Source organism: Streptomyces monashensis (assembly GCF_001866665.1).
GTDB classification, from domain to species: Bacteria; Actinomycetota; Actinomycetes; order Streptomycetales; family Streptomycetaceae; genus Streptomyces; species Streptomyces monashensis.
Genome location: NZ_MLYO01000027.1, coordinates 108,927 through 131,339, shown reverse-complemented (window position 1 = coordinate 131,339; position 22,413 = coordinate 108,927). Strand labels below are relative to the sequence as shown.

At 72.6% G+C, this 22,413-nt stretch carries 20 protein-coding genes and 2 pseudogenes; 14 read left to right on the top strand and 8 right to left on the bottom strand.

Annotated features, from left to right (window positions below; all coding sequences use genetic code 11):
• A pseudogene (locus BIV23_RS17435) lies at positions 1 to 362 on the top strand (histidinol-phosphate aminotransferase family protein); the annotation flags it as partial.
• Positions 363 to 473: 111 nt separating this feature from the next.
• Positions 474 to 761, top strand: coding sequence for a hypothetical protein (locus tag BIV23_RS50355; RefSeq protein ID WP_071381783.1), 288 nt, complete (start codon positions 474 to 476; stop codon positions 759 to 761).
• Positions 762 to 847: 86 nt separating this feature from the next.
• Here the strand turns inward: BIV23_RS50355 and BIV23_RS17425 are convergent, their stop codons facing one another.
• Complete coding sequence (locus BIV23_RS17425) at positions 848 to 1,261, bottom strand: ATP-binding protein (protein WP_071381782.1); 414 nt, start codon at positions 1,259 to 1,261, stop codon at positions 848 to 850.
• Positions 1,262 to 1,368: 107 nt separating this feature from the next.
• Between BIV23_RS17425 and BIV23_RS17420 the strand changes: the two genes are divergently transcribed.
• The 3 genes and pseudogenes from BIV23_RS17420 to BIV23_RS46355 all read left to right on the top strand — a co-directional run.
• Complete coding sequence (locus BIV23_RS17420; RefSeq protein ID WP_071381781.1) at positions 1,369 to 2,205, top strand: helix-turn-helix domain-containing protein; 837 nt, start codon at positions 1,369 to 1,371, stop codon at positions 2,203 to 2,205.
• The gene (locus BIV23_RS17415; RefSeq protein WP_071381780.1) at positions 2,202 to 2,399 is read left to right on the top strand and encodes a DUF397 domain-containing protein; all 198 of its coding nucleotides are present in this window, start codon (positions 2,202 to 2,204) and stop codon (positions 2,397 to 2,399) included. Before BIV23_RS17420 ends, BIV23_RS17415 begins: the two co-directional genes overlap by 4 nt.
• Positions 2,400 to 2,773: 374 nt before the next feature.
• Positions 2,774 to 3,993, top strand: a pseudogene (locus tag BIV23_RS46355) (RNA-guided endonuclease InsQ/TnpB family protein); the annotation flags it as partial.
• A 60-nt stretch (positions 3,994 to 4,053) separates the two neighbouring features.
• Here the strand turns inward: BIV23_RS46355 and BIV23_RS17400 are convergent.
• Complete coding sequence (locus BIV23_RS17400; protein WP_071381777.1) at positions 4,054 to 4,701, bottom strand: DUF4360 domain-containing protein; 648 nt, start codon at positions 4,699 to 4,701, stop codon at positions 4,054 to 4,056.
• Positions 4,702 to 4,878: 177 nt separating this feature from the next.
• Positions 4,879 to 5,337 (bottom strand): RrF2 family transcriptional regulator, encoded by a 459-nt coding sequence (locus tag BIV23_RS17395; protein ID WP_071370417.1) that lies wholly within the window; start codon positions 5,335 to 5,337, stop codon positions 4,879 to 4,881.
• Between the two features lie 77 nt (positions 5,338 to 5,414).
• On the opposite strand from BIV23_RS17395, the gene BIV23_RS17390 reads away from it, so the two are divergent.
• On the top strand, positions 5,415 to 8,381 hold the full coding sequence (locus BIV23_RS17390; protein ID WP_071381776.1) for a glycoside hydrolase family 35 protein: 2,967 nt from the start codon (positions 5,415 to 5,417) through the stop codon (positions 8,379 to 8,381).
• On the opposite strand, the gene arfA is transcribed toward BIV23_RS17390, so the two are convergent.
• On the bottom strand, positions 8,382 to 9,902 hold the full coding sequence (gene arfA, locus BIV23_RS17385; RefSeq protein WP_071381775.1) for an arabinosylfuranosidase ArfA: 1,521 nt from the start codon (positions 9,900 to 9,902) through the stop codon (positions 8,382 to 8,384).
• A 239-nt stretch (positions 9,903 to 10,141) separates the two neighbouring features.
• Here arfA and BIV23_RS17380 point away from each other — a divergent pair, with 239 nt between their 5' ends.
• Both BIV23_RS17380 and BIV23_RS17375 read left to right on the top strand, forming a co-directional pair.
• Positions 10,142 to 10,771 carry a toxin-antitoxin system, toxin component family protein gene (locus BIV23_RS17380; protein WP_177239928.1) on the top strand — a complete coding sequence of 210 codons (630 nt, stop codon included), beginning with the start codon at positions 10,142 to 10,144 and terminating at the stop codon, positions 10,769 to 10,771.
• Positions 10,768 to 11,985, top strand: a complete 1,218-nt coding sequence (locus tag BIV23_RS17375) for an MAB_1171c family putative transporter (RefSeq protein WP_071381774.1) — start codon at positions 10,768 to 10,770, stop codon at positions 11,983 to 11,985. The genes BIV23_RS17380 and BIV23_RS17375 overlap by 4 nt, the downstream gene beginning before the upstream one ends.
• On the opposite strand, the gene BIV23_RS17370 is transcribed toward BIV23_RS17375, so the two are convergent.
• Positions 11,977 to 12,828, bottom strand: coding sequence for an SMP-30/gluconolactonase/LRE family protein (locus BIV23_RS17370; RefSeq protein WP_071381773.1), 852 nt, complete (start codon positions 12,826 to 12,828; stop codon positions 11,977 to 11,979). The genes BIV23_RS17375 and BIV23_RS17370 overlap by 9 nt on opposite strands.
• On the bottom strand, positions 12,825 to 13,598 hold the full coding sequence (locus BIV23_RS17365; protein ID WP_071381772.1) for an IclR family transcriptional regulator: 774 nt from the start codon (positions 13,596 to 13,598) through the stop codon (positions 12,825 to 12,827). Before BIV23_RS17365 ends, BIV23_RS17370 begins: the two co-directional genes overlap by 4 nt.
• A gap of 114 nt (positions 13,599 to 13,712) precedes the next feature.
• Here BIV23_RS17365 and BIV23_RS17360 point away from each other — a divergent pair, with 114 nt between their 5' ends.
• On the top strand, positions 13,713 to 14,303 hold the full coding sequence (locus tag BIV23_RS17360) for a hypothetical protein (RefSeq protein ID WP_071381771.1): 591 nt from the start codon (positions 13,713 to 13,715) through the stop codon (positions 14,301 to 14,303).
• A gap of 1 nt (position 14,304) precedes the next feature.
• On the opposite strand, the gene BIV23_RS17355 is transcribed toward BIV23_RS17360, so the two are convergent.
• The gene (locus BIV23_RS17355; protein WP_071381770.1) at positions 14,305 to 15,135 is read right to left on the bottom strand and encodes an oxidoreductase; all 831 of its coding nucleotides are present in this window, start codon (positions 15,133 to 15,135) and stop codon (positions 14,305 to 14,307) included.
• 100 nt (positions 15,136 to 15,235) lie between these two features.
• Here BIV23_RS17355 and BIV23_RS17350 point away from each other — a divergent pair, with 100 nt between their 5' ends.
• The gene (locus BIV23_RS17350) at positions 15,236 to 16,138 is read left to right on the top strand and encodes a LysR family transcriptional regulator (protein ID WP_071381769.1); all 903 of its coding nucleotides are present in this window, start codon (positions 15,236 to 15,238) and stop codon (positions 16,136 to 16,138) included.
• Between the two features lie 9 nt (positions 16,139 to 16,147).
• Here BIV23_RS17350 and BIV23_RS17345 read toward each other — a convergent pair whose 3' ends face one another.
• Positions 16,148 to 17,017, bottom strand: a complete 870-nt coding sequence (locus BIV23_RS17345; protein ID WP_071381768.1) for an ATP-grasp domain-containing protein — start codon at positions 17,015 to 17,017, stop codon at positions 16,148 to 16,150.
• 130 nt (positions 17,018 to 17,147) lie between these two features.
• On the opposite strand from BIV23_RS17345, the gene BIV23_RS17340 reads away from it, so the two are divergent.
• From BIV23_RS17340 to BIV23_RS17325, 4 genes are all read left to right on the top strand, one after another.
• Positions 17,148 to 18,599: an acyl-CoA synthetase gene (locus BIV23_RS17340; protein ID WP_071381767.1), complete on the top strand. Its 1,452-nt coding sequence runs from the start codon at positions 17,148 to 17,150 to the stop codon at positions 18,597 to 18,599.
• Complete coding sequence (locus BIV23_RS17335) at positions 18,592 to 19,965, top strand: carboxyl transferase domain-containing protein (protein ID WP_177239927.1); 1,374 nt, start codon at positions 18,592 to 18,594, stop codon at positions 19,963 to 19,965. The genes BIV23_RS17340 and BIV23_RS17335 overlap by 8 nt, the downstream gene beginning before the upstream one ends.
• 185 nt (positions 19,966 to 20,150) lie before the next feature.
• Positions 20,151 to 20,636 carry a CU044_2847 family protein gene (locus BIV23_RS51900; RefSeq protein WP_071381766.1) on the top strand — a complete coding sequence of 162 codons (486 nt, stop codon included), beginning with the start codon at positions 20,151 to 20,153 and terminating at the stop codon, positions 20,634 to 20,636.
• A complete protein-coding gene (locus BIV23_RS17325; protein WP_071381765.1) occupies positions 20,633 to 22,402 on the top strand; it encodes a VMAP-C domain-containing protein in 1,770 nt (589 codons plus the stop codon). Before BIV23_RS51900 ends, BIV23_RS17325 begins: the two co-directional genes overlap by 4 nt.
• The last annotated feature ends 11 nt before the right edge of the window (positions 22,403 to 22,413 follow it).

The window sequence follows — 22,413 nt, the reverse complement described above, 5'->3', positions numbered from 1 at the left end:
CCCCCGCCCAGCAGCCGATGGTCCCCGCGCAGCAGCCGATGGTGCCCGTGCAGCAGCCGGTGGCCCCGGCACCGCTCCCCTCGCCCGTGCCGCCGCAGGTACCGGTCCCCGCGCCCTTCCCGGCCCCCACCCCCATGCCGCCCCCCGTTCCCGCACCGGCCCCCGCCGCCTTCGCCCCGACCCCGCCCGGTGTTCCGGCGCGCGGCGGGCTGACGGCGGCGCAGGTGCGCGGCATGACGGCGCCGGCCACCCCGGCGGCGCCCGCACCGGCCGCCCCGAACGGGCTGACCCCGGCCCCGGCGACGGGCTGGCCGAACGCCCAGAGCTGGCCGAACGCGGCGGGCATGGGCCAGGCGGGCTGAGCGCCAAGTCCATTGCGCATCAAGGCGGTTGAGGACGCGGGATCCGGGGTGACTCACACGGTTGGCCCACACGAGGTGAAACTTCCTCCAAAGGCGGCCAGGGTGAGTCACATGAACGGTATATCGGCATTCAGCCGACACACGACCATTGCCCGAGTACTCGCGGTCGGCGCCCTGGGCGTCGCGCTCGCGACCACCGCGGCCACGCCCTCCTCCGCCCTGGCCGCGACGGCCACCACGGTCACGTCCCGTCCGGTCGACCACGACCACGGCCGCGACCACGATCACGACCGCGGCGACCACGACGAACATGGCGAACACGGCGAACACGGCGAACACGGCGAACACGACGACCTGAGCGGGCCGGACTGCGTCGGCCTGATCAACCTGCTCTGCTGACCGGCCGACGGCTCGGCCCGTGCTCCGGTTCCACCGGTTGATGCCCAGCTTCGGGGGTACCTCTGTCGGCACAGGGGTGCCCCCGCTCAACAGTTCTCACACGCGTGCAGATCGACCTCGGCGCGCACCGCCTTGCCCAGCGGCTCCCGGTCGACCACCTCCCACCGGTCGGCGAACGCGTCCACCAGCAACAGCCCACGCCCCGCCTCGGCGAACAGCTCGGGCTCGCCCTTCGGCCCCAGGGGCCGCTGCTCACCCCTCGCGTCACTCACCTCGACGCGGACACTCCCCGTCACCAACGCCAGCCGCAACTCGAAGTCCCGCCCCGGCACGCGACCGTGCGTCACGGCGTTGGCCGCCAGCTCGGCGACGATCAGCACCACGGATTCCGCTGTCCGCGTGCCGTACGGGATACCCCACAGGGCGAGCTGAGAGAGAGTCAGATGCCTGGCCAGGCGGGCGCCGCGAGGGGTCGAGCTCAGGCGATGGGTGACGTTCATGGGCCCAATGTGGCGGGCGGGAACGGCACTTCACCAGCTCCGGCCCGCGTACGCCGCGCGAGAGTACGCGATGACGTTCTGGACAGTACTCGTAACCGTCCGTGAGCATGTGCTCCATGGGTACGGGAAACGGCGGTGAGCCGGAGTCATCGATGAGTCTGCGCCAGTTCGGAGCGGTCGTCCAGGCCCTCCGAGAGCATCACGGGTTGAGCAGGGAGGAACTCGGGGACCTGGTGGGCTACTCCAAACACACGGTCGCATCGATCGAGTTGGGGCGGCGGATGCCGGACCCGGACTTCGTCGAGGCGGCGGAGACGGCAGTGGGGAACACCGGGGCGCTGAGGAGGGCAGCGGAGCACCTGGGGCGGGAGCCGGGGTTGGCTTCCTGGTTCCGGCGGTGGGCGGGTCTGGAGCAGACCGCAATCAGCCTTTGCAACTACGAGTGCCGCATGATCCCGGGCTTGTTGCAGACGGAAGGGTACGCGCGACAGCTGTTTGCCGACGAGCTGCCACCGCTGAACGACGACCAGATCGAGGCCAGTTGGGCTGCTCGCGCCAAGCGGCAACTTCTGCTGCACGAACGCCCCAACACCGCGTTCAGCTTCATCATCGAGGAGCACGCCTTCTTGAGGCAGACCGGTGGAGCGGACGTCACGCGCCAGCTCATCGACCATGTACTGGACACTGCGCGACTCCGGAACGTCCAGATCCAGGTCATGCCGCTCATCCAGCAGTCACACGCCGGGCTGCACGGCCCCATCGCGTTACTGGAGACCCCGAAGCACAAGTGGTTCGCGTACAGCGAGGGGCAGGAAAGCGGTCAGTTCATCGCCGACCTGAAGGTGATCAGCGTTCTCCAGAGCCGGTATGCCACTATGCGTTCGCAGGCTCTCACCGTCCGGGACTCCGTGAGCCTGCTGCAACGGATTCGAGGGGACCTATGAGCAGCACCTCCGAACTGGCCTGGTTCAAGAGCAGTTACAGCAGTGGCTCCGGCGACAACTGCATAGAGGTCGCCACCTCCCCCACCACCATCCACATCCGCGACTCCAAGGCGATGGAGGGCCCGGTGCTGGGCCTCTCCCCCGCCGCTTGGCGCCGGTTCGTGGGCTATGCCTCTACCGAGATTCGCTCGTAGTGCTCCGGTCTTCAGGCCGGGGTGAAGCGAATCTGGTGGTTGCGACGCGGAGCGTTGCGGATTCCTGTCCGGCGGAGCCGGGCTAGCGCCGCGGCCGTCGAGGATGCAGGGCCGGTACAGGAGCCTCTTGAGGCGGTTGCGAAGAGGGCTTCGAGCCGGTCGAGCACGACCCCGGCGAAGTTGGCCAGGCTGCGGGAGTCACCGTCGCAGGCGGTGGCACAGCCGGGTGCGGAAGCCGCGCCGCATGCTGACGGTGAACACCTTATGCCGAAACCTGATCACAAAGACCAAGTCCACATGCATCACGAAGACAGGGTCAGCCGGTTCTGATCTTCTGCATCTCTCCCATACCTCACGTACGTATCGTGGCGGTCATGCAGCTACGGTACAGCTTCCGCCTGTACCCAGACTCCGCCCAGCGCACCGCGCTGGCAAGGGCGTTCGGGTGTGCTCGCGTCGTGTTCAACGATGCGGTGCGCGCCCGCAAGGACGCCCGCACCGCGGGCGAGGCATTCCCGACCGCCGGGGAACTCTCCAAGAAACTGATCACCCAGGCCAAACACACCGCAGAGCGGTGCTGGCTGGGGAGGTCTCTGTCGTGGTGCTCCAGCAGGCCCTGCGTGACGTGGAAGCGGCCTATCGCAACTTCTTCCACTCCCTCAAGGGCGAGCGCAAGGGGGCGACGAGCGGTGCGCCCCGGTTCAAGTCCCGCAAGGACAACCGGCAGTCGATCCGGTTCACGGCCAATGCCCGCTGGTCTATCACAGACAGCAGGCGGCTGAACCTGCCGAAGATCGGTGCGGTGCGGGTCAAGTGGTCCCGTACCTTGCCCACCATCCCTTCCTCCGTCACCGTGATCAAGGACGCGGCCGGACGGTACTTCGCCTCCTTTGTCATCGACACCGACCCGGCCGCTGACGCCGCCCGCATGCCCGACACTGACCAGACGGTAGGCATCGACCTGGGTCTGACGCATTTCGCGGTTCTCTCGGACGGCCGCGTGATCGACTCCCCACGGTTCCTGCGCCGCGCCGAGAAGCAGCTCAAGCGCGCCAAGCGGGAACTGTCCCGCAAGCAGAAGGGGTCCAAGAACCGGGAGAAAGCCCGCTTGAAGGTCGCCCGCATCCACGCACAAGTCGCCGATGCCCGCCGTGACTTCCACCACCAGCTCTCCACTCAGTTGATCCGCGAGAACCAAGCGATCGGCGTGGAGGACCTGGCGATCAAGGCACTGGCACGCACCAGGCTGGCGAGGAGTGTGCATGATGCGGGCTGGGCGCAGTTCGTACGCATGCTGGAGTACAAAGCGGTCAGGTACGGGCGGACCCTGGTCAAGATCGGTAGGTTCGAGCCGACCAGCCAGGTCTGCTCAGCTTGCGGGGCCAACGACGGCCCTAAATCCCTGAACGTCAGGGAGTGGTCCTGCACCACATGCGGCACGGTCCATGACCGCGACCACAATGCCGCGAAGAATGTGAAAACGGCCGCCGGACTGGCGGCATCGGCCTGTGGAGCGCCGGTAAGACCAGGAGAAACCCCGGCACAGCGCAACGAAGCAGGAAGTCACGGATTCTCTCCCGAACCCCGTGCCGCGTGGCTGAACGGGGTTCGGGAGAGAAGGCCAGAATCCTCGGGCTTCAACCCGAGGAGCAAGTCAAGGGCACTGCTTCCACGCCATGTGGTACACGGTGCTGATGTCGCCGTCCGTCGAGTCCATGGTCATGAAGCTGACCTTGCCCGGACTCTGGGTTCCGGCGTTGACTCTGAGCTCGGTGTTGATGTTGAAGTTGCGCTCCACCCCGCAGGGCGCCCAGACCAGTTGGGCCACGTCGGTGCTGTCGGTGGCCTCCCAGTTGTCGTTGAAGGCGCCGCTGAAGGGGTGGGTCTTGGGGACGGTGTCCGGGGAGCCCTGGAAGTAGTACGACGCTTTCTGGGTGGCCGACGCGCCGGGCTGCAGGGAGAGGAAGCCCCGGTAGTCCGCGCTGGCGATGGCGTACGTGAAGCCCTGCGGGACGTGGACGATCAGGTCGAGCTGGCAGTTCCTGCGGAAGGCCGTGGGGTCGGAGTTGCCGCCGGCCTGGGCCAGGTAGGAGCTGTAGGTCACCGTGAAGGCGGTGTTGTCCGGCGAGACGGCGACCGCCGCCGTGCCGGCCGGGCAGCCGGAGCCGTTGACGGTCGCCACGTCGATGACGATCTTGTCCGGCGGCGGGTTGTCGAAGACACCCGAGGCGGATGCCCGGGTGGGCAGTGCGGCGGTGAGCAGAGCGGCTACGGCGCCGCTCAGGAGGAGTCCACGAGCCATGGTTTTCTCCCATGTCGTCGAGTGGGGGGTGTGCTCCGATCCGCCCCTGCCGTTCGTCCGGCCTGAAGGAACTGTGCGGGACCTGTGAAGGGCGGGAGGCGTGAGCATCGTAGGGAAGCCGCACAGCACCCCGGGAGGGCGAACTCCGGCCATTCACACCCGGGGTTTTCACCGGCCCTACGGGTTCTCCCAGGCCGCCGGCTCCGCCGCCAGCGCACGCACCGGTTCGGGCAGCGCGTCCGCCGCGAGGTCGGCCACCGTCACGCCCTCCAGGATGCGGCGGACGTTCGCGCGCAGGGCGATCCACAGGGGCAGCAGCGGGCGGGCCGTGCCGGTGTAGGACAGGCCCGTCGGGCGTTCACCGCGCACCGAGACGATCGGGCCGTCCACACCCCGGACGACGTCGGCCACCGTGATCGCCGCGGCGTCCTTCGCCAGCCGGTAGCCGCCGCCTCCGCCGCGCCTGCTCTCCACGATCCCGGCCCGGCGCAGATCGCCCAGGATGCCCTCCAGGAACTTGTGCGGGATGTCCTGAACGGCGGCGATTTCCTCCGCCTTCACGGGGCCGTTACCCTGCCGTACGGCCAGTTCCAGTACCGCCCGTACCGCGTAGTCCGCCCGTGCCGAGATCCTCATGGATCCATTGTGCGGCGCCGCGCGTGGCGAACGGCCGCGCCCGCGCCCCGTAAGATCGCCGCCCGGGAGGATCCACCTTGGCACTCAGCAGACGTACCTTCAGTGCCCTGGCCGGCTCGGCCGCGCTCGGGCTCGCCCTCGGCGGCAGCGGCGGCTCCGGCGCGCTCTCGGCCTTCGCGGCGCACGACGGCAGCGTGCCGACGGGTCCGGCGCCGCTGCCGCCGACCGTCGACCACGAACAGCACACGATCGGCTACGACCGGTACTCGCTGCTCGTGGACGGCAGCCGGCTGGTGGTGTGGTCCGGGGAGTTTCATCCCTTCCGGCTGCCGAGTCCGTCGCTGTGGCGGGACATCCTCCAGAAGATGCGGGCGCACGGGTACAACGCCGTCAGCATCTACGTCGCCTGGAACTACCACTCCCCCGCCCCCGGGCACTACGACTTCACCGGCGTCCGTGACCTCGACCTCTTCCTGCGCACGGCCGCCGAGACCGGGCTGTACGTCATCCTGCGGCCGGGCCCGTACATCAACGCCGAGGTCGACGGCGGCGGCTTCCCGGGCTGGCTGACGGCGACGAAGGGCACCGCGCGGACCGACGACCCGACCTACCTCGCGTTCGCGGACGAGTGGCTGACGCAGGTCAACAGGATCGCCCGCAAGCACCTGTACACCCAGGGCACGGGCACGGTCCTGCTGTACCAGATCGAGAACGAGTACGACGCCCACGCCGGGGACGCCACCGGCCGGCGGTACATGTCGCACCTGTACAGGAAGGTGCGGGCCGACGGCATCGACGTACCGCTGTTCCACAACGACAAGGGGCGCAACGGGTACTGGGTGCCCGGGTCCTTCGACACCGGCGGCGAGAGGGGCGGCTGGCTGTACGGCTTCGACGGCTATCCGTCGCCCACCGCCACCCCGCCGGACTGGGGGACCTTCGGGGCGGGCGGCGCGAAGGGCGGGGCCAGTGCCTCGCCGGCCACGCCCGGGTTCGTGCCCGAGTTCGGCGGCGGCTGGTTCGACCCGTGGGGCGGGGCCTGGTTCGACGGCAAGGGGTACGCCGAGTCGCGGCGCACCCGGGACGCGGCCTACGAGCGCCGGTTCTACCTCACCAACCTCGCCAACGGGCTCACGCTCCACAACGTGTACATGACCTTCGGCGGGACCTCGTGGGGCTGGCTGCCCGCGCCCGTCGTCTACACGTCGTACGACTACGGCGCGGCGATCGACGAGGCCCGGGGCGTCACGGACAAGATCGCGCCGATGCACCAGCTCGGGCATCTCTTCCAGCGCGTGCCGGACTTCGCCAAGCTCGACCGGGCGGCCGAGGTCAGGGCCGCGGGGCTGAAGGTCTACCACCTGACCAACCCGGACACCGGCGCCCATGTCTACGTCGCCCGCAACGACGGCACGGCCCCGGTCACCTCCTCTCTGCCCACCGACGCGGGCTCGCTGCGCATCACCGTGCCCGGCAAGGACGCCCGGCTGCTGACGACCGGGCTGAAGCTCGGCGAGCGGACGCTCAAGTACGCGACCGCCCAGCCGGTCTTCTGCGTGACGGCCGGGCGGCAGGACATCGCCCTGTTCACGGGGCGCACGAACGACATGGCCGATCTGGTGCTGACATGCCCGGAGGAGCCGTCCGTGATGCGGCTGGACCCGGAAGCCGCCTGGGTCTTCGACGACGACACCGAGCTGCGGGTGACCTCGCCGCTCGGCGAGGGCGGGCTGACCCGCGTCCTGGTGCAGAAGGGCGGCAGCGACACCCCGCTGGTGCTCCTCTTCGGCGACGACGCCACCTCCGTGCGCCTCTTCCCGTACGACACCCCGTCCGGGACCGTGGTGGTCTACGGTCCGGCGCTGCTGCGCCACGCCGAGGTGCGCGGCCGGGCCGTCCATCTGACCGGTGACCTCACCGGGACGACGGCCATGGAGGTCTGGGCGCCGCGCGGGGTCGACACCGTGGTGTGGAACGGGCGCACCCTGTCCACCCGGGTGACCCTGTCCGGCAGCCTGATGACCAGTTCCATGCTGCCCGCCGTGCCCGAGGTGCGGCTGCCGGAGCTGAGTGGCTGGCGGATGCGGCGGGAGAACCCGGAGGCGGGGCCCGGCTTCGACGACTCGGGCTGGCAGCGCGCCGACCGCACGGCGTCCTTCTCCACCACGCCCGTCCCCGACGGCGGGCCGGTGCTGTTCGCGGACGACTACGGCTTCCACTACGGGGACGTCTGGTACCGGGGCACCTTCACCGACTCCTCGGGCCTGGAGGAGCTGTCCCTCGCCTACGGCAGCGGCACCCAGGGGCTGCTGATGGCCTGGCTGGACGGCGAACCGCTGGGCACGCACCGGATGCCCGTGCCCGACAAGAACACCACGGCCCGCAAGGGGAGTTGGGAGGCGACGGCGGCCTTCCCGGTGCGCGAGGCGCTGCGCTCCCCGGGGCCGCACGTGCTGTCGGTCCTCGTCCGGCGCATGCAGCACGACATGGACGGCGGTGCGCGGGACACGCACAAGGCCGCCCGCGGGCTGACGGCGGCCACCTTCAAGGGGGCCTCGCCGAAGGTGAGCTGGCGCATCCAGGGCGAGGCGGCCCCGGACCCGGTGCGCGGGCCGATGAACAACGGCGGCCTGTACGGCGAGCGCAACGGCTGGCATCTGCCGGAGTTCCGGGAGGACCACGACTGGGAGCCGGTGGCCTTCCCGCGCGACGCCCGGTACCAGGGCGTGACCTGGTACCGGACGGACTTCCGGCTCTCGGTGCCGGCCGACGTCGACGCGTCGGTCGGCCTGACCCTTCAGGACGACCCGTACCGGGCCTACCGGGCGCAGATCTTCCTCAACGGCTGGAACCTGGGGCAGTACATCAACAACGTCGGCCCCCAGCACACCTTCGTGCTGCCGAACGGCGTCCTGCGCACCCGGGGCTCCAACACCCTCGCGCTGGCGGTCCTCTCGGAGTTCACCACGTTGTCGGGCCCCGGGTCCGTGCGTCTGAGCCTGCTCGGCAGCGCGGCGGGCGGGCTGCCGGTCACCCCCGTCTGATCACGCCAGCCTGATCACGTTCCAGGACAGGGGTTCCAGTACGGCGGTGAGGGTGCCGTCCGTGACGGCGGTGCCCTCGACCGTGTGCGGGGCGACCCGCTCGGGGTCGGCGAGGGTGTTGCGGGCGTCGGGGTCGGCGTCCGCGAGCGCGCTGTGTTCGGTGACGGTCGTCAACTCCAGCCCGTTCAGGGTGACTTCGAGGGGCAGGGCGGCCGTGCGGCCGCGGTTCACGGCGAAGACGGTGACCGTGCCGTCGGCCGCGCGGACCGCCGTGGCGTGCAGCAGGTCCGTCTCGCCGTACTTCCTCGTCTCGTACGTCGGTGACTCCACGCGGACGTCCAGCACCTCGCCCCGGCCGTGCTTCGAGGCCTGCGCGAAGGGGAAGAACGTGGTCTGCCGCCAGGCCGGGCCGCCCGGCTCGGTCATGATCGGCGCGATGACGTTGACCAGCTGGGCGAGGCACGCGACGGTGACGCGGTCGGCGTGCCTGAGCAGCGCGATGAGGAGCGAGCCGAAGACGACGGCGTCGGTGACGCTGTAGTTGTCCTCCAGCAGGCGGGGGGCCTCGGGCCAGTCCGTCGGGGCGATCGTCCTCGCGTGCTCCTCCCAGCGGGAGAGGTACCAGACGTTCCACTCGTCGAAGGAGAGGTTGATCTTCTTCTTGGACTTGAGCCGGGCGCCGACGTGGTCCGCCGTGGCCACCACGTTCTCGATGAAGGACTCCATGTCGACGGCCGAGGCCAGGAAGGAGTCGACGTCGCCGTCCGTGGGCTCGTAGTAGGCGTGCAGCGAGATGTGGTCGACCAGGTCGTAGGTCTCCGCCAGGACGGTCGCCTCCCACTCGGCGAAGGTCGGCATGGACTGGCTGGAGGAACCGCAGGCGACCAGTTCGACGGAGGGGTCCTGCTGGCGCATGGCGCGGGCGGTCTCGGCGGCGAGCCGGCCGTATTCGTGCGCCGTCTTGTGCCCGGTCTGCCAGGGTCCGTCCATCTCGTTGCCGAGGCACCACAGCCGGATGCCGAAGGGCTCCTTGTCGCCGTGGGCCGCGCGCAGGTCGGACAGGGCGGTGCCGGCGGGGTGGTTGGCGTACTCCTGGAGCTCCAGGGCCTCGGCGACGCCCCTCGTCCCGAGGTTCACGGCCATCATGGGCTCGGCCTGCGGGCCGACCTTCCTGAGGAACGCGATGTACTCCGAGAGGCCGAAGCGGTTCGTCTCGGTGGAGTGCCAGGCGAGGTCGAGGCGGCGGGGACGCTCCTCGGCGGGGCCGACGGAGTCCTCCCACTTGTAGCCGGAGACGAAGTTGCCGCCGGGGTAGCGGATCGCTGTCACGCCGAGCTCGCGGACCAGCTCCAGTACGTCGGTGCGCAGGCCTTCGGCGTCTGCTGCGGGGTGGCCCGGTTCATAGATGCCGGTGTAGACGCAGCGGCCGAGGTGTTCCACGAAGGACCCGAAGACACGGGCGTTGACCGCACCGACGGTGAAGGCGGGGTCGAGGGTGAAGCGGGCGGTGCTCTTGCTCATGGGATCCTTTCGGGTCACTCACATCGGCCGGGTCGCCGGCTTCGCGCACGACATGATCGAATCGTTCGATATGTCGAATGATGCACGTAACTTCGAACGGGACCGTAGATTCGAAGCGCTTCCGCGTCAATGGGTCGGGCACAAGCTCATACGTCGCTTCACCTTCGCCGAAGGTCGCCGGGATCTCGTGACGAGGACACGCCCGGACGCGTACGCTCGGACCGGCAGAAGGGGGTTCGATGGGCATCGCGGGCGCGCGCGGGCTGTCGGCACGGCTGGCCGCACGACTGCGACCCCCCAGACATGCCTCGCGGCCCGGATCGGCGCTGCGCGTGCTGGCCCGCGACCTCGCCGACGCCGTCCGTGCCCGCCCCGAAGTGCCGGACGACGTACGGGGGTTGTGCCGGGCGCTGTGCGAGGAGATGAGCGCGCGGCGCGGCGGGCGGCCGGTGGATCTGCGCTTCGAACGCTTCCCGGACGAGCTGGAAGTCACCGGGCTGTGCGTGGAGTTCGCCGACTTCGACCTGGTGATCGTGGAGGAGCGGGCCGCGCCCGTGCAGCAACTGGTGATCCTCGGCCACGAGTTGTGGCATCTGCACGCCGGGCACCGGCACCACCGCCTGGCGGGCGACGCGGCGGCCCGGGCCTTCGCGGAGGCGCCGGGCGGGCTGGCGGACGCGCTCACGGTGGCCGCGCGCAACGGCTCCCGGGCGGCCGACGAGGCCGAGGCGGACGACTTCGGGCACCGGCTGGCCACCCTGTTCCGCGGCCGCCTCAGCGGCGACCGGCTCTCCGTCGCCCGCCCCGCCCGGCCGGACCCACTCCAACGGGTCCTCGGCTACCGAGGACCCGGAGGAGCCGCGCGGTGAGGGAACTGGCCCTGGACCCCGCGCGGTTCCTCAGCGAGTTCTACATCTCCTTCTGGATCCCCACGGCCGTGCTGACCGCCGCGCTGGTGCTCAAGCTGCCCACGATCATCCGGCTGTGGCGCGACCCGCTGCTGCGCGCGGTCGGCGGGCTGCTGCTGCTCGCGTGCGCGGTGTTCGTCTTCTGCACGCCGTCCACGATCCACCGCGTCAACCGGCTGACCGGGGTGCCCAACTTCTCGGCGCCCTGGTGCTACTCGCTCATCACCGCGATGTCCGCGTCCGGCCTGCTGCTGATCGTGACGTGGCGCAACGGCCTGTCCGACCGATCGGCGGCGACGCGGCGGGCGGTGCGCTGGGTGGTCTCGGTGTACTCCGCGGTGATCGTCGCGCTGTGGGCGCTGTTCCTGCTGGCGGACGCGCCCGTGGAGCGGATACGGGACCTCGACACCTACTACGCGGGCACGCCGTTCATGCGCGAGGAGATCCTGCTGTACCTCTGCGCGCACGCCACGGCCTGCCTGGTCACCTCGCGGCTCATCTGGAACTGGGCGCACACCGAGGGGCTGGACGCCTTCCTGCGCTGGGGCCTGAAGCTGCTGGGCGCCGGATACGCGCTCAACATCGTCTTCAACGGGGCCAAGCTGACCGCCGTCGGCGCGCGGTGGTGCGGGCACGACCTGGACTGGCTCAGCACGGACCTCGCGCCGCCCGTCGCCTCGCTCTCCGCGATCCTGGTCGCGGCGGGCTTCATCCTCCCGCACGCGGGCCAGTACCTGTACGACCGCTGGCGCGTCCGACTGGCCCACCGCGAACTGCGTCCGCTGTACCAGCTGATGCGCACGGTCAGCGGCGACTCCGTGCCCTTCGTGCTCCGCGCCACCCCGGAACTGCGCCTGACGCGCCGCGAGACCTTCGTCCGGGACGTGCTGCTCCCGCTGACCCGCTACCTCGACACCGACCTGGCGACACGCTCGTACGACGCGGCGCGCGCCCTCGGGCACCCCGCGGAGCGCGCCCGCGCGCTGGCGGCGGCCGCCGCCGTCCTGGACGCGGTCGAGCACAAGCGCCGTACGCCGGAGCCGCCCGAGTCGGTGACCGGCCCCGACCCGACGAACCTGCTCAGCGACATCGCCCCGGTCTCCCGCGCCCTGCGCCGCCCCGAGGAGGTCGAGGCGGTGCGGGCGCGGGCGCGGGAGCGGGTGCCGTCAGCCTGAGAAGGCCGGCTGCGCGACCCCCTGCCCGGCTCCCGGGATCACCAGCAGCGACCCCGCCAGCGGGTCCGGTGACTCCAGCCCGACCCGAGCCGTCGTGATGTACAGGTCGGTCAGCGCGGTGCCGCCGAACGCGCAGGCCGTCGTGCGCGGGGTCGGCAGGGTGATCACCCGGTCCAGCACGCCGGCCGGCGTGTAGCGGCGGACCGCCCCGCCGTCCCACAGCGCCACCCACACACAGCCCTCCGCGTCGACCGTCAGGCCGTCCGGGAAGCCCGCCCCCGCCTCGATCTCCACCAGCGGGCGGCGGTTCGCCACGCGCCCGCTGTCGTGGTCGAAGACGTCGACACGACGTGTGGGGGTGTCGGCGTAGTACATCAGGCGGCCGTCCGGGCTCCAGCCCGTGCCGTTGCTGACCGTGACGTCGGGCAGGACCGTCCGGGCCGTGCCGTCGCCCGTCAGCCGGCTCAGCGTGCCGCCCCCGGCCGCCTCGTCGTAGCGCATCGCGCCCGCCCACAGCGAGCCGTCCGGCGCCACCGCCGCGTCGTTCGCGCGGCGCCCCGGCACCGGCTCGTGGTGCAGCCAGCGGAAGCCGCCGTCGGGGTCCAGCAGGCCCACGCCGTCCCGGAGGTTGAGCACCAGGCCGCCGCCCGCCCGGGGCTTGGCGGCGCCGACGTGCTGCTCGGTCGTGCGCACCGTACGCCGCCCGGTCGCCGGGTCGTACGTGTGCAGGCGCATGCCCAGGATGTCCACCCAGAGCAGCCGCCCGGTCGCCGGGTCCCAGGTCGGGCCCTCGCCGAGGGTCGCCTCCGCCCGGACCGCGACCTCGGGTCCGCCCGCGCTCACTCGGCGCTCCGGTGGCCGAGCCGCTCGGACAGGTCCGCCGCTCCCTTCACGGCCAGCTGCTCCAGCTCGGTGCGGCGCTCCTCGCTCCAGCGGATCATCGGCACCGAGATGGACAGGGCGGCGACGACCTGGCCGGTACGGTCGCGCACCGGCGCCGCCACACAGCTGACGTCCGGGTTGGACTCGCGGCTCTCCACCGCGATCCCCCGCTGCCGGATCTCCGCGAGAGCCTCGCGCAGCGCGGCGGGATCGGTGATGCTGTTCGGCGTCATCGCGCTCAGCTCGGCGTCGTCCGGGACGCGTGCCGTCAGCTCCTGCTGCGGCAGCGAGGCGAGCAGCATCTTGCCGACGGAGGTGCAGTGGGCCGGGAGCCGGCGCCCCGCCGCCGAGACCATGCGCACCGCGTGCGTGGAGTCGACCTTGGCGATGTAGATGACGTCGGTGCCCTCCAGGATCGCCACGTGCACCGTCTCGTCGCAGGTCTCGGCGACCGTGCGGGCCACCTGCTGGCCCTCGGCGGCGAGGTCGAGCTGCTCGGCGTAGCGGCTGCCGAGCTGGTACGGGCGCACGCCGAGCCGGTAACGTCCGGGCTGTCCCGGAACGGGCACGATGTACGACCGGGCGGCGAGCGTGGTGACCAGCTCGTGCACGGTGGTGCGCGGCAGTTGCAGCTTGCGCACGATGTCGGGGGCGGAGAGCGTCCCGTCTCCGTCGAGGAACAGCTCAAGAATGTCGAGAGCCCGGGTCACGGCAGGCACGAGGCGTCCCACGTCCGGCCCCCTCCCTTGGGTCTAAGCGCCCGGTCGACGTCCCATGCGTGTTCGAGATATCAACAGGCGATCGGCATGACGAACACAGGCTAGCCACGAGGAGGTGTACGGGCAATGGGCGGGAACGCGCCGGGCACCATGAAGGGCATGTACGTCGACTTCCAGCTGGTACTGCTGCGCCGCATGGCCGACCACAACCCCGGTCTGGTCGAGGACGCCCGGCGCCGGCTCGGGGCGTCGCTGGCGGACATGCGGGAGGCCAACAAGCGGTGGCAGGCGATGGTCCGCTCGCCCAGGTCGCGCGGTGCGGCCGCCCGGTACCGCGCCGTCCTCGGCGAGCCGGAGTCGGTGCTCCCCCGCCGCCTCGGCGACACCGACTGCGAGGCCCGGCGCTGGCCCCTGCCCCTCTGGCCCGACCTGCGCTTCGAGGCCCTGGTCGGGCCGGACGGGGCGGTGTGGAACGAGTGGCTGGTCCGCGCGCCCGGCGCGCCGCCGCCCGGCCTGCGGACCCTGGAGGACCTGACCCCCTGGTCCTGCACGGTGGACGAGGCCGCCCGCGCCTTCGCCCCGGCCCGCCCCCTGGAGGGCACGGCTCCGACGCGCTGGGGCCTCGCCTTCACCGCGCCGGACCGGGCGGGCGTACGGCACGCGGTGGTCGCCGAGTTCACCTGGGGGCTGCTGCAGCGGACGGCGCTGCGGGACTGACTCAGTCGTCGAAGCCCGTCGCCCGGGTCCGCTTCTCCCAGGCCGTGACGTCGTCCCGTACCTGGTCGAGGTGGGCGAGGACCGCGCTCACCCCGTCGTCGCCGAGCGGCAGCCGCAGCGGGGTGTGCTCCGCCTCCAGCGCGGCGCGGATGAGGGCCGCCGCCCTGGCGGGGTCGCCGGGCTGGCTGCCGTGGCCGCCGGCGACGGCACCGCGGGTCTCGCCGACCCTGGCGTACGCCCCGGTGTCGGAGCTGACCCCGGCGCGGTCGGCCTCGAACAGCGAGGTCCGGAACGCGCCCGGCTCCACGATCAGCACCCTGATCCCGAACTCGGCGACCTCGTCCGCGAGCGCCTCGGAGATGCCCTCCAGAGCGAACTTCGTCCCGCTGTAGGCGCCGAAGCCCGCGAAGGACATCTGCCCGCCCATGCTGCTCATCTGCACGATCGCCCCCGAGCGCCGCTCCCGCATGTGCGGCAGCACCGCCCGCACGAGCGCCGTCGGACCGAAGACATGCAGGTCGAACAGGTCCCGCAGCTCCCGCTCGGTGGTCTCCTCGACGGCGCCGACATGCGTGCGGCCCGCGTTGTTGACCAGCACGTCGATCCGTCCGTGCCGGCCCAGCACGTCCCGGACCGCCGCCTCGATCGCGGCCGTGTCGGTCACGTCCAGCCGGAGGGCCTCCACCTGGTCGGGATGAGCGGCCACCAGGTCGTCCAGGGCCTCGGGGCGCCGTACCGCGCCGACCACCACATCACCGGCGGCGACGGCGGCCTCGGTGATCGCCCGCCCGAACCCGCTGCTCGCCCCGGTCACCAGCCACACCTTGTTCATCACAACTCCCGATCGTATGCGCCGTGTTCGCTTTCGACACGGACAACACTGCCGCCGCATACCGTTGCCCGTCCAAGACCTGTGGTGATAACCAACGGCTATGACGATCGACGTCCACGTCCGCGATCTGCGCTACTTCGCCGCGGTCGCCGAGGAACTGCACTTCACGCGTGCCGCCGAGCGGCTGTACGTCTCGCAGCCCGCGCTGAGCAAGCAGATCCGGGCGCTGGAGCGGCAGTTGGGGGCGGAGCTGCTGCGGCGCGACCGGCACGGGGTGGCGCTGACGGCGGCGGGCGCGGCGCTGCTGCCGCACGCGCGGAACGTGCTGTCCGCCTGGGAGGCGGGCGCGGCGGCCGTCGAGGCGACCGAGGCGGCCCGGCGCAGCACGCTCGTGGTGGGCATGAGCACCAGTCCGGGCCGGGGCGGGCTGCTGCCGGCCGTGCGCTCCCGGTTCACCGCCGAACACCCCGAGGTCACACTCCGGCTGCGCCAGCTGACCTGGGACGATCCGACGGCCGGCCTGGCCGACGGCGGGACGGACGTCGCCTTCGTGTGGCTGCCGCTGCCGGACGAGGAGCGCTACGACTGGACGCTGGTCGCCGAGGAACCGCGCCTGCTGGCCCTGCCGGAGAGCCACCCGCTGGCCGCACACGCCGAGCTGGACTTCGCGGACCTCCTGGACGAGCCGTTCCTCGCCCTGCCCGAGAGCGCGGGCCCGCTGCGCGACCACTGGCTCGCCCTGGACGCCCGGGCCGGCCGGCCGCCCCGGATCGGCGCGGAGATCTCCGGGGCGGAGGAGACGTACGAGGCGCTCGTCGCGGGGCTCGGCGTCTGCCTGGTGGCCGCGGGCAACGCACCCCTGATCAGCCTGGGCGGCGTCACCACCCGCCCGGTCCGGGGCATCGGCCCCAGCCGCTACGTGCTGGCCTGGCGCCACGAGGACGCGCACCGCCCGCTGGTCGGGGCGTACGCACGGGCGTGCCGCAGCACGGTCGGGCGGTGAGCGGTGCGGTCAGCCGGCCGCGGCCAGGATCGTCTGCGCCACCCGCTCCAGCGACCCTGGGTGCAGCCACAGGAAGAGATTCGGCTCCACCAGTTCCAGCTCCATCAGCCGGGGCGTGCCGTCCTCCCCGTCCACCAGGTCCACGCGGGCGTACAGCAGCTCGGGCCCGCCGGGCACGGCCGCCAACGCCCGCTCGGCGACGGCCAGTTCGGCCTCGGTCGGCCGCCAGGGCGTCAGGTCCGGGTGGGCCACCTTGGCGGCGTCGTACGGCGTGCCCGGCGCGAGGACGGCCCCCTTGCGGCTGGCGTGCAGCAGCCGGCCGCCGAAGAACTGGAGCGCGCGCTCGCCGCTGACGTCGATGCCGCGCACGTACGGCTGCACCATCGCCGTGCACCCCTCGGCGTGCATCCGCGCGAGCTGCCGCCGGGCCGCCTCGTGCTCGTCGGGCGTGTACCGCGCGGCGAACCGCGCCCCCGCACCGGACGTGGGCTTGATCACGTACTCGTGCCCGGTGGGCAGCCGGGCCGCATCGCCCGGCGCGATGTAGGAGGTGGGCACGGTCGGCACCCCGGCCGCCGCCAGCTCCCCCAGATACCGTTTGTCCATGCTCCACCGCACCACGGACGCCGGATTGGCGAGCCTCGTGCACGCCGCGACCCGCTCCACCCACTCCTCGAACTCGGCGGCCCGCCAGCTGTAGTCCCAGGTGGAGCGTATGACGACGAGGTCGTACGCGCCCCAGTCGGCCTTCTCGTCGTCCCAGTACCGCGCCTCGGCCTCGGCCCCGCCGTTCCGGAGTGCCTGCGCGAGCACCGGCAGATCGGCGTCCCGGTGCGCCAGGGCACCGGGGTCGTAGGTGGCGAGGGCGATGCGGGGCACGGCGGGACTCCCTGTCGTACGACGGTTCGACAAGGGTGAGGCTAACAACCCCGTGCCGACCGTTACGGTCTACGAGAGTGCCGAGACAGTTCCGACGGTCGACAGTGCCGACGAGTTAGGAGTACGCCGCGTGTCCTCCCTCTTTCCCGCTCTGGCGGACGGTCCGGGCGACCAGGTCGCCCTGCGGTTCGGTGAACGGTCCCTGACGTACGGCGAGCTGGCGGCGGCCGCGGGCACGCTCGCCGGGCGGCTGCGCGGGGCCCGCCGGGTCGCCGTGTGGGCCACCCCGGAGCTGGAGACCGCCGTCGCCGTGACGGGTGTGCTGCTGGCCGGGGCCGCCGCCGTACCGCTGAACCCGAAGTCGGGCGAGAAGGAGCTCGCGCACATCGTCTCCGACAGTGCGCCCACCCTCGTCCTCACCGCCCCCGGCACGCAACTGCCCGCCGGGCTCGGCGACTTGGCACGGCTGGACGTGGACGCGTCCGCCACCGGGCCCGCCGCCGGCGCCGCCGAGGTCCCCGACACCGACCCGGCGCTGATCGTCTACACCTCCGGCACCACCGGCCCGCCCAAGGGTGCCGTCCTGCCCCGCCGGGCCCTCGCCACGACCCTCGACGCCCTCGCCGACGCCTGGCAGTGGACGGCGGACGACGTGCTCGTGCACGGGCTGCCCCTCTTCCATGTGCACGGTCTCGTGCTCGGCACCCTGGGCCCGCTGCGGCGCGGCGGCAGCGTCCGGCACCTGGGCCGGTTCAGCACCGAGGGCGTCGCGCGGGAGCTGACCCGGGGCGCGACCATGCTGTTCGGCGTGCCGACGATGTACCACCGCATCGCCGAGGCCCTGCCGGAGGACCCCGAGCTGGCCGCGGCCCTCGGCCGGGCCCGGCTGCTGGTGTCGGGCTCGGCCGCGCTGCCGGTGCACGACCACGAGCGGATCGCGGCGGCGACCGGGCGCCGGGTCATCGAGCGCTACGGCATGACCGAGACCCTCATGAACACCAGCGTCCGGGCCGACGGCGAGGCCCGGCCCGGGACCGTCGGCGTGCCGCTGCCGGGCGTGGAGCTGCGCCTCGTGGAGGAGGACGGCACGGAGATCGGCGCGTACGACGGGGAGAGCGTCGGCGAGATCCAGGTGCGCGGGGCGAACCTGTTCACCGAGTACCTGAACCGTCCCGACGCCACGGCCGCCGCCCACACCGCCGACGGCTGGTTCCGCACCGGCGACATGGCCGTACGGGAGCCGGACGGGTACGTCCGCATCGTCGGGCGCAAGGCCACCGACCTGATCAAGAGCGGCGGTTACAAGATCGGGGCGGGCGAGATCGAGAACGCGCTGCTGGAGCACCCCGGGGTGCGCGAGGCCGCCGTCACCGGGGAGCCGGACGCGGACCTCGGCGAGCGGATCGTGGCCTGGGTCGTCCCGGCGGATCCCCAGTCGCCGCCCACCGCCGAGGAGTTGGCCGATCACGTGGCCCGCCGTCTGGCCCCCCACAAGCGCCCCCGCGTCGTCCACCACCTCGCCGCCCTCCCCCGCAACGACATGGGCAAGATCATGAAGCGGGCGCTGGTGGCCGATGCCTGAGCGGCGCTCGGCACGGGAGTTCCTGGCCCTGGTCGCGGACCCCGGCAGCTTCGGCGAACTCCCCGCCCCGCAACGGGAGTCGAAGCCCGACGGGCCGCTTCGCTGGCAGGGCTACGACGCCTCGCGCGCCCGCGCCACCGCCCGCACCGGCGAGGAGGAGTCCGTCGTCTGCGGCACCGCCCGCGTCGACGGCGCCCCGGCCGTGCTGATCGCCTTCGAGTTCGGCTTCCTCGGCGGCTCGCTCGGCGAACGCACCGGGGACCGGCTGGAGGCGGCCCACGGCCACGCCCGCGCCCACCGGCTGCCGGTGGTGCCGCTGGTCGCGACCGGGGGCAGCCGGATGCAGGAGGGCATGCTCGCCCTCACCCAGCTCCAGCGCGTGGCCCGGCAGTCGGCCCTCACCCGCGCGGCGGGCCTGCCGCAGATCGCGGTGTTGCGGGACCCCACGACCGGCGGCGGCTGGGCCACCCTCGGCGCGGGCGCCGACGTCGTCCTGGCCCTGCCCGGTGTCCAGGTGGGCTTCGCCGGCTCGCGGGTACGGCCGGCGGACGCCGACCCGGCCGCCTACACGGCGGAGTCCCAGCTGGCGACGGGCGCGGTCGACGCGGTCGTACCGGCGCGGGAGCTGAAGGAGACGCTGGGGCGGTGGCTGCGCCTGCTCGCCCCCCGGCCCACGGCTCCGGCCCCCGTCGCCGAGGCGCCCCTGCCCCCGGCCCTGGGACGGACGGACCTCCCCCGCACCGGCTGGGACGCGGTCCGGCACGCCCGCTCCCCCGAACGCCCGCGCGCCCACGCCTACTTGGACGCCTACTTCACCCGTCGGCTCGGCATCAGCGGCGACCGGTGCGGCGGCACGGACCCCGACGGCATGCTCTGCGGGTTCGGCGAGCGGGACGGCCGCACCGTGGCCTACGCGGCACAGACCGGCACGGCGACCCGGCCCGCCGGGTACCGCACCGCCGCCCGGCTGATCCGGCTCGCGGACCGGCTGGGGATCCCCGTGCTGACCCTGGTGGACACCCCCGGCGCCGCGAACGACGCGGCGGCCGAGCGGCAGGGGGCCGGCCCGGCGATCGCCGAGGTGTTCGGCGCGGTGGCCGCCGCCCGCGTCCCCGTCACCACCCTGGTGATCGGCGAGGGCGGCTCCGGCGGCGCCCTCGCCCTGGCCGCCCCCGGCAACACCTGGGCCGCACCGGACAGCTACTTCTCCGTGATCGCCCCGGAACTCGCGACGGCCATCCTCAAACGCCCCGCGGACGAGACCGAGGCGACCGCCGGCCACCTGCGCATCCGACCGCAGGACCTGGTGGAGCTGGGGGTGATCCGGGGGATCGTCGAAACCCCGGACCACCCCCGCGCCCCTTAGGGGCGGGCACCACCGGCCGCTGCCTCACCCCCTGATCGCCGGTGCCGAGCGACGGTGGCGGATTCCCGCCAACCTCGGCCGACGCCTCGCCGCTCGCCGGGGAAAACGGGACTTGTGAAGCACCGTCCGTAACATAGGAGTTGGTCAGCGTCACGAACGAGTACGGACGGGGAGCGAGCGGCGCCATGGACGGGTTGATGGAGTTCAGGACCGAGGACGGCGCACTCGTGCTGGCAGAGGACGTCAGTACCCGTTCGGGCGCCCGCCTCGTCTCGCGCGGCGACGGGCCGGCGCTGGCGGCGCGCACGTTCGAGGGCGCGCTGGAGGGGGTCCGGGCGGCGGCCGCGTCCGCGCTGCGGGTCTTCCGGGACGGCAGCCTGCGCCCCGACGAGGTGGAGATCGAGTTCGGCGTGAAGCTGTCCGCGGAGGCCGGTGCGGTCATCGCGAAGGGGTCGACGGAGGGCCACCTGGTCGTCAAGCTCAGCTGGTCGGCGGGCCCGGGCGTGCCGGAGCAGGGCGCGGCACACCCGGTCGGCCCGGGACACGGCGCGCCGGGGCAGACCGTGCCCGGACAGACGCCGCTGCCGGGGCAGACCGTGCCGGGGCAGGGCCGGGCGGGGCAGGACACCGCGGGACCGGCCGCGTCGGGACCGGAGTCCGCCGACCGGTGAGGAGCAGCGCCGCCTGGCATGCCCGGATCCTCTGCGGCGACGAGGTGGGGGCCGGTTTCCTGGTCACCGGCCGCCGGGTGCTGACCTGCGCCCACGTCGTCAGGCGGAGCGAGCGGGCAGCGGTGTCCGTGTCCTTCCCGCACGCCCGGGAACTGGGCGAGGTGCCCGCGTCGGTCGTCGCCCACGGCGGCTGGGCCGGTGCGGTCACCGACCCCGGGGACGTCGCCGTACTCGAACTGGACCGCGACATACCGCTCGCCCCGGCCGCCTTCGCCCCGCCCGACGCCGCGTACGCCGACCCGTACCCGAAGCTGATCGCCTACGGCTTCCCCGAGGGCTACGACGAGGGCACGCTCGCCGAATACCAGGCCGTATCGGGCCAGTTGATCGCCGACGAGTGGCTGGAACTGGTCGCGTGGAGCGGGCACGGGCAGCCGCTCGTGGCCGGATTCAGCGGGTCCGCGGCGACGCTGCCGGACGGCAGGGTGGTCGGCATGGTCTCCGCGGCCTCGGGCACGGCCGAGGTGCGCAAGGGCCGCATGCTGCCGCTGGACGTCATGGCCCGGTACTGGCCCGGACTGGGCGAGCTGGTGCCCACCCCCGGCCACGGCGACGACGCCCGCCGGCGGCTGTACGCCCTGCTGCGGCGGGCGGCGGGCGACCCGGTGTGCGATCCGAACCGGCTGTACGTGGACGCGGTGGGCGCCTTCGGACCGCCCCTGCCGACCGGCGGTTTCGCCTCCCTGGGGGCGGCCGCCGCGTATGTGCAGTGGGAGGTCCCGGACCCGCGGGCGATGGGCCGCCTCGCCGACCGGCTCCAGGAACTGCTGGGGAGCGCTACGGCACGGCCCCCGGCGCCCGCTCCCCCGCACCCCTCCCCCGTACCCCCCTCCTCCGGCCCTTCCGCCTGGTCCCCGGTCGTCGTCGAGATCGATCACAGTGGCGCCGGTCCCGACCAGGTGACCGTCGAGGTGTCCGCGTACCGCGACGGACGGCGCCGGCCGGTGGGTGCGGGCCGGCTGCCGCGGACCGCCGTACGGGCCTATGTGCAGAGCCGTATCGACGAGGCCGTCGCGCACCTCGCCCCGGACGCCGACGAGCTGGTGACGTTCGTGCTGTCGCGGGAGTGGCTCAACGAGGCGGTGGCGCACTGGGAGTGCAGCGCGGAGGACAGCACGCCGCTCGGCTGCGCCTATCCCCTCGTGGTGACCGACCGCGCGCGCCACCACAGCGGCAGGCTGCGCCACCAGCTGCACAGGAAGTGGCAGAAGCTGGACGCGGGGCACGGGGCCGAGGTGCACCGGGTCGAGTGCGGCACCCGGGAGCGGCCTCCGAGCCTGCGCAAACGGCTGTGGGACGGCGACGCCGGACTGGCGGCCTTCGCGTCCTCGCCCGCGGAGGCGCGCCGGCACTTCGAGGTCGGCCTGACGGTCCCCGTCCCGATCCTCCTGTGGCCCCGAACCGGCTGCCCCGGCACCGCACAGGGGAATCCGGCCGGCTCCGGCGGTGGGCACGGGGATCCGGTCTGTGCCGGTGGTGCGCACGACACGCAGGCCTGTCCGGGAGTTGAGTTCCTCGACCGGCTGTCCACCTCGCTCGCCGGGGTCCCGCCCGCCGAACTCCCGCGCCACATCCTGTCGTTGCGGCTGACCGCGGAGGCCGCCGACGACCCGGACCGGCACTGGGCGAGAGACCTCCAGCTCCTCTGGGACGATCCACGCTGCTTCCCCGAGGCCACCGCGAGCCTGCACTCCCCCGTCGGCTGACCGACCGTACG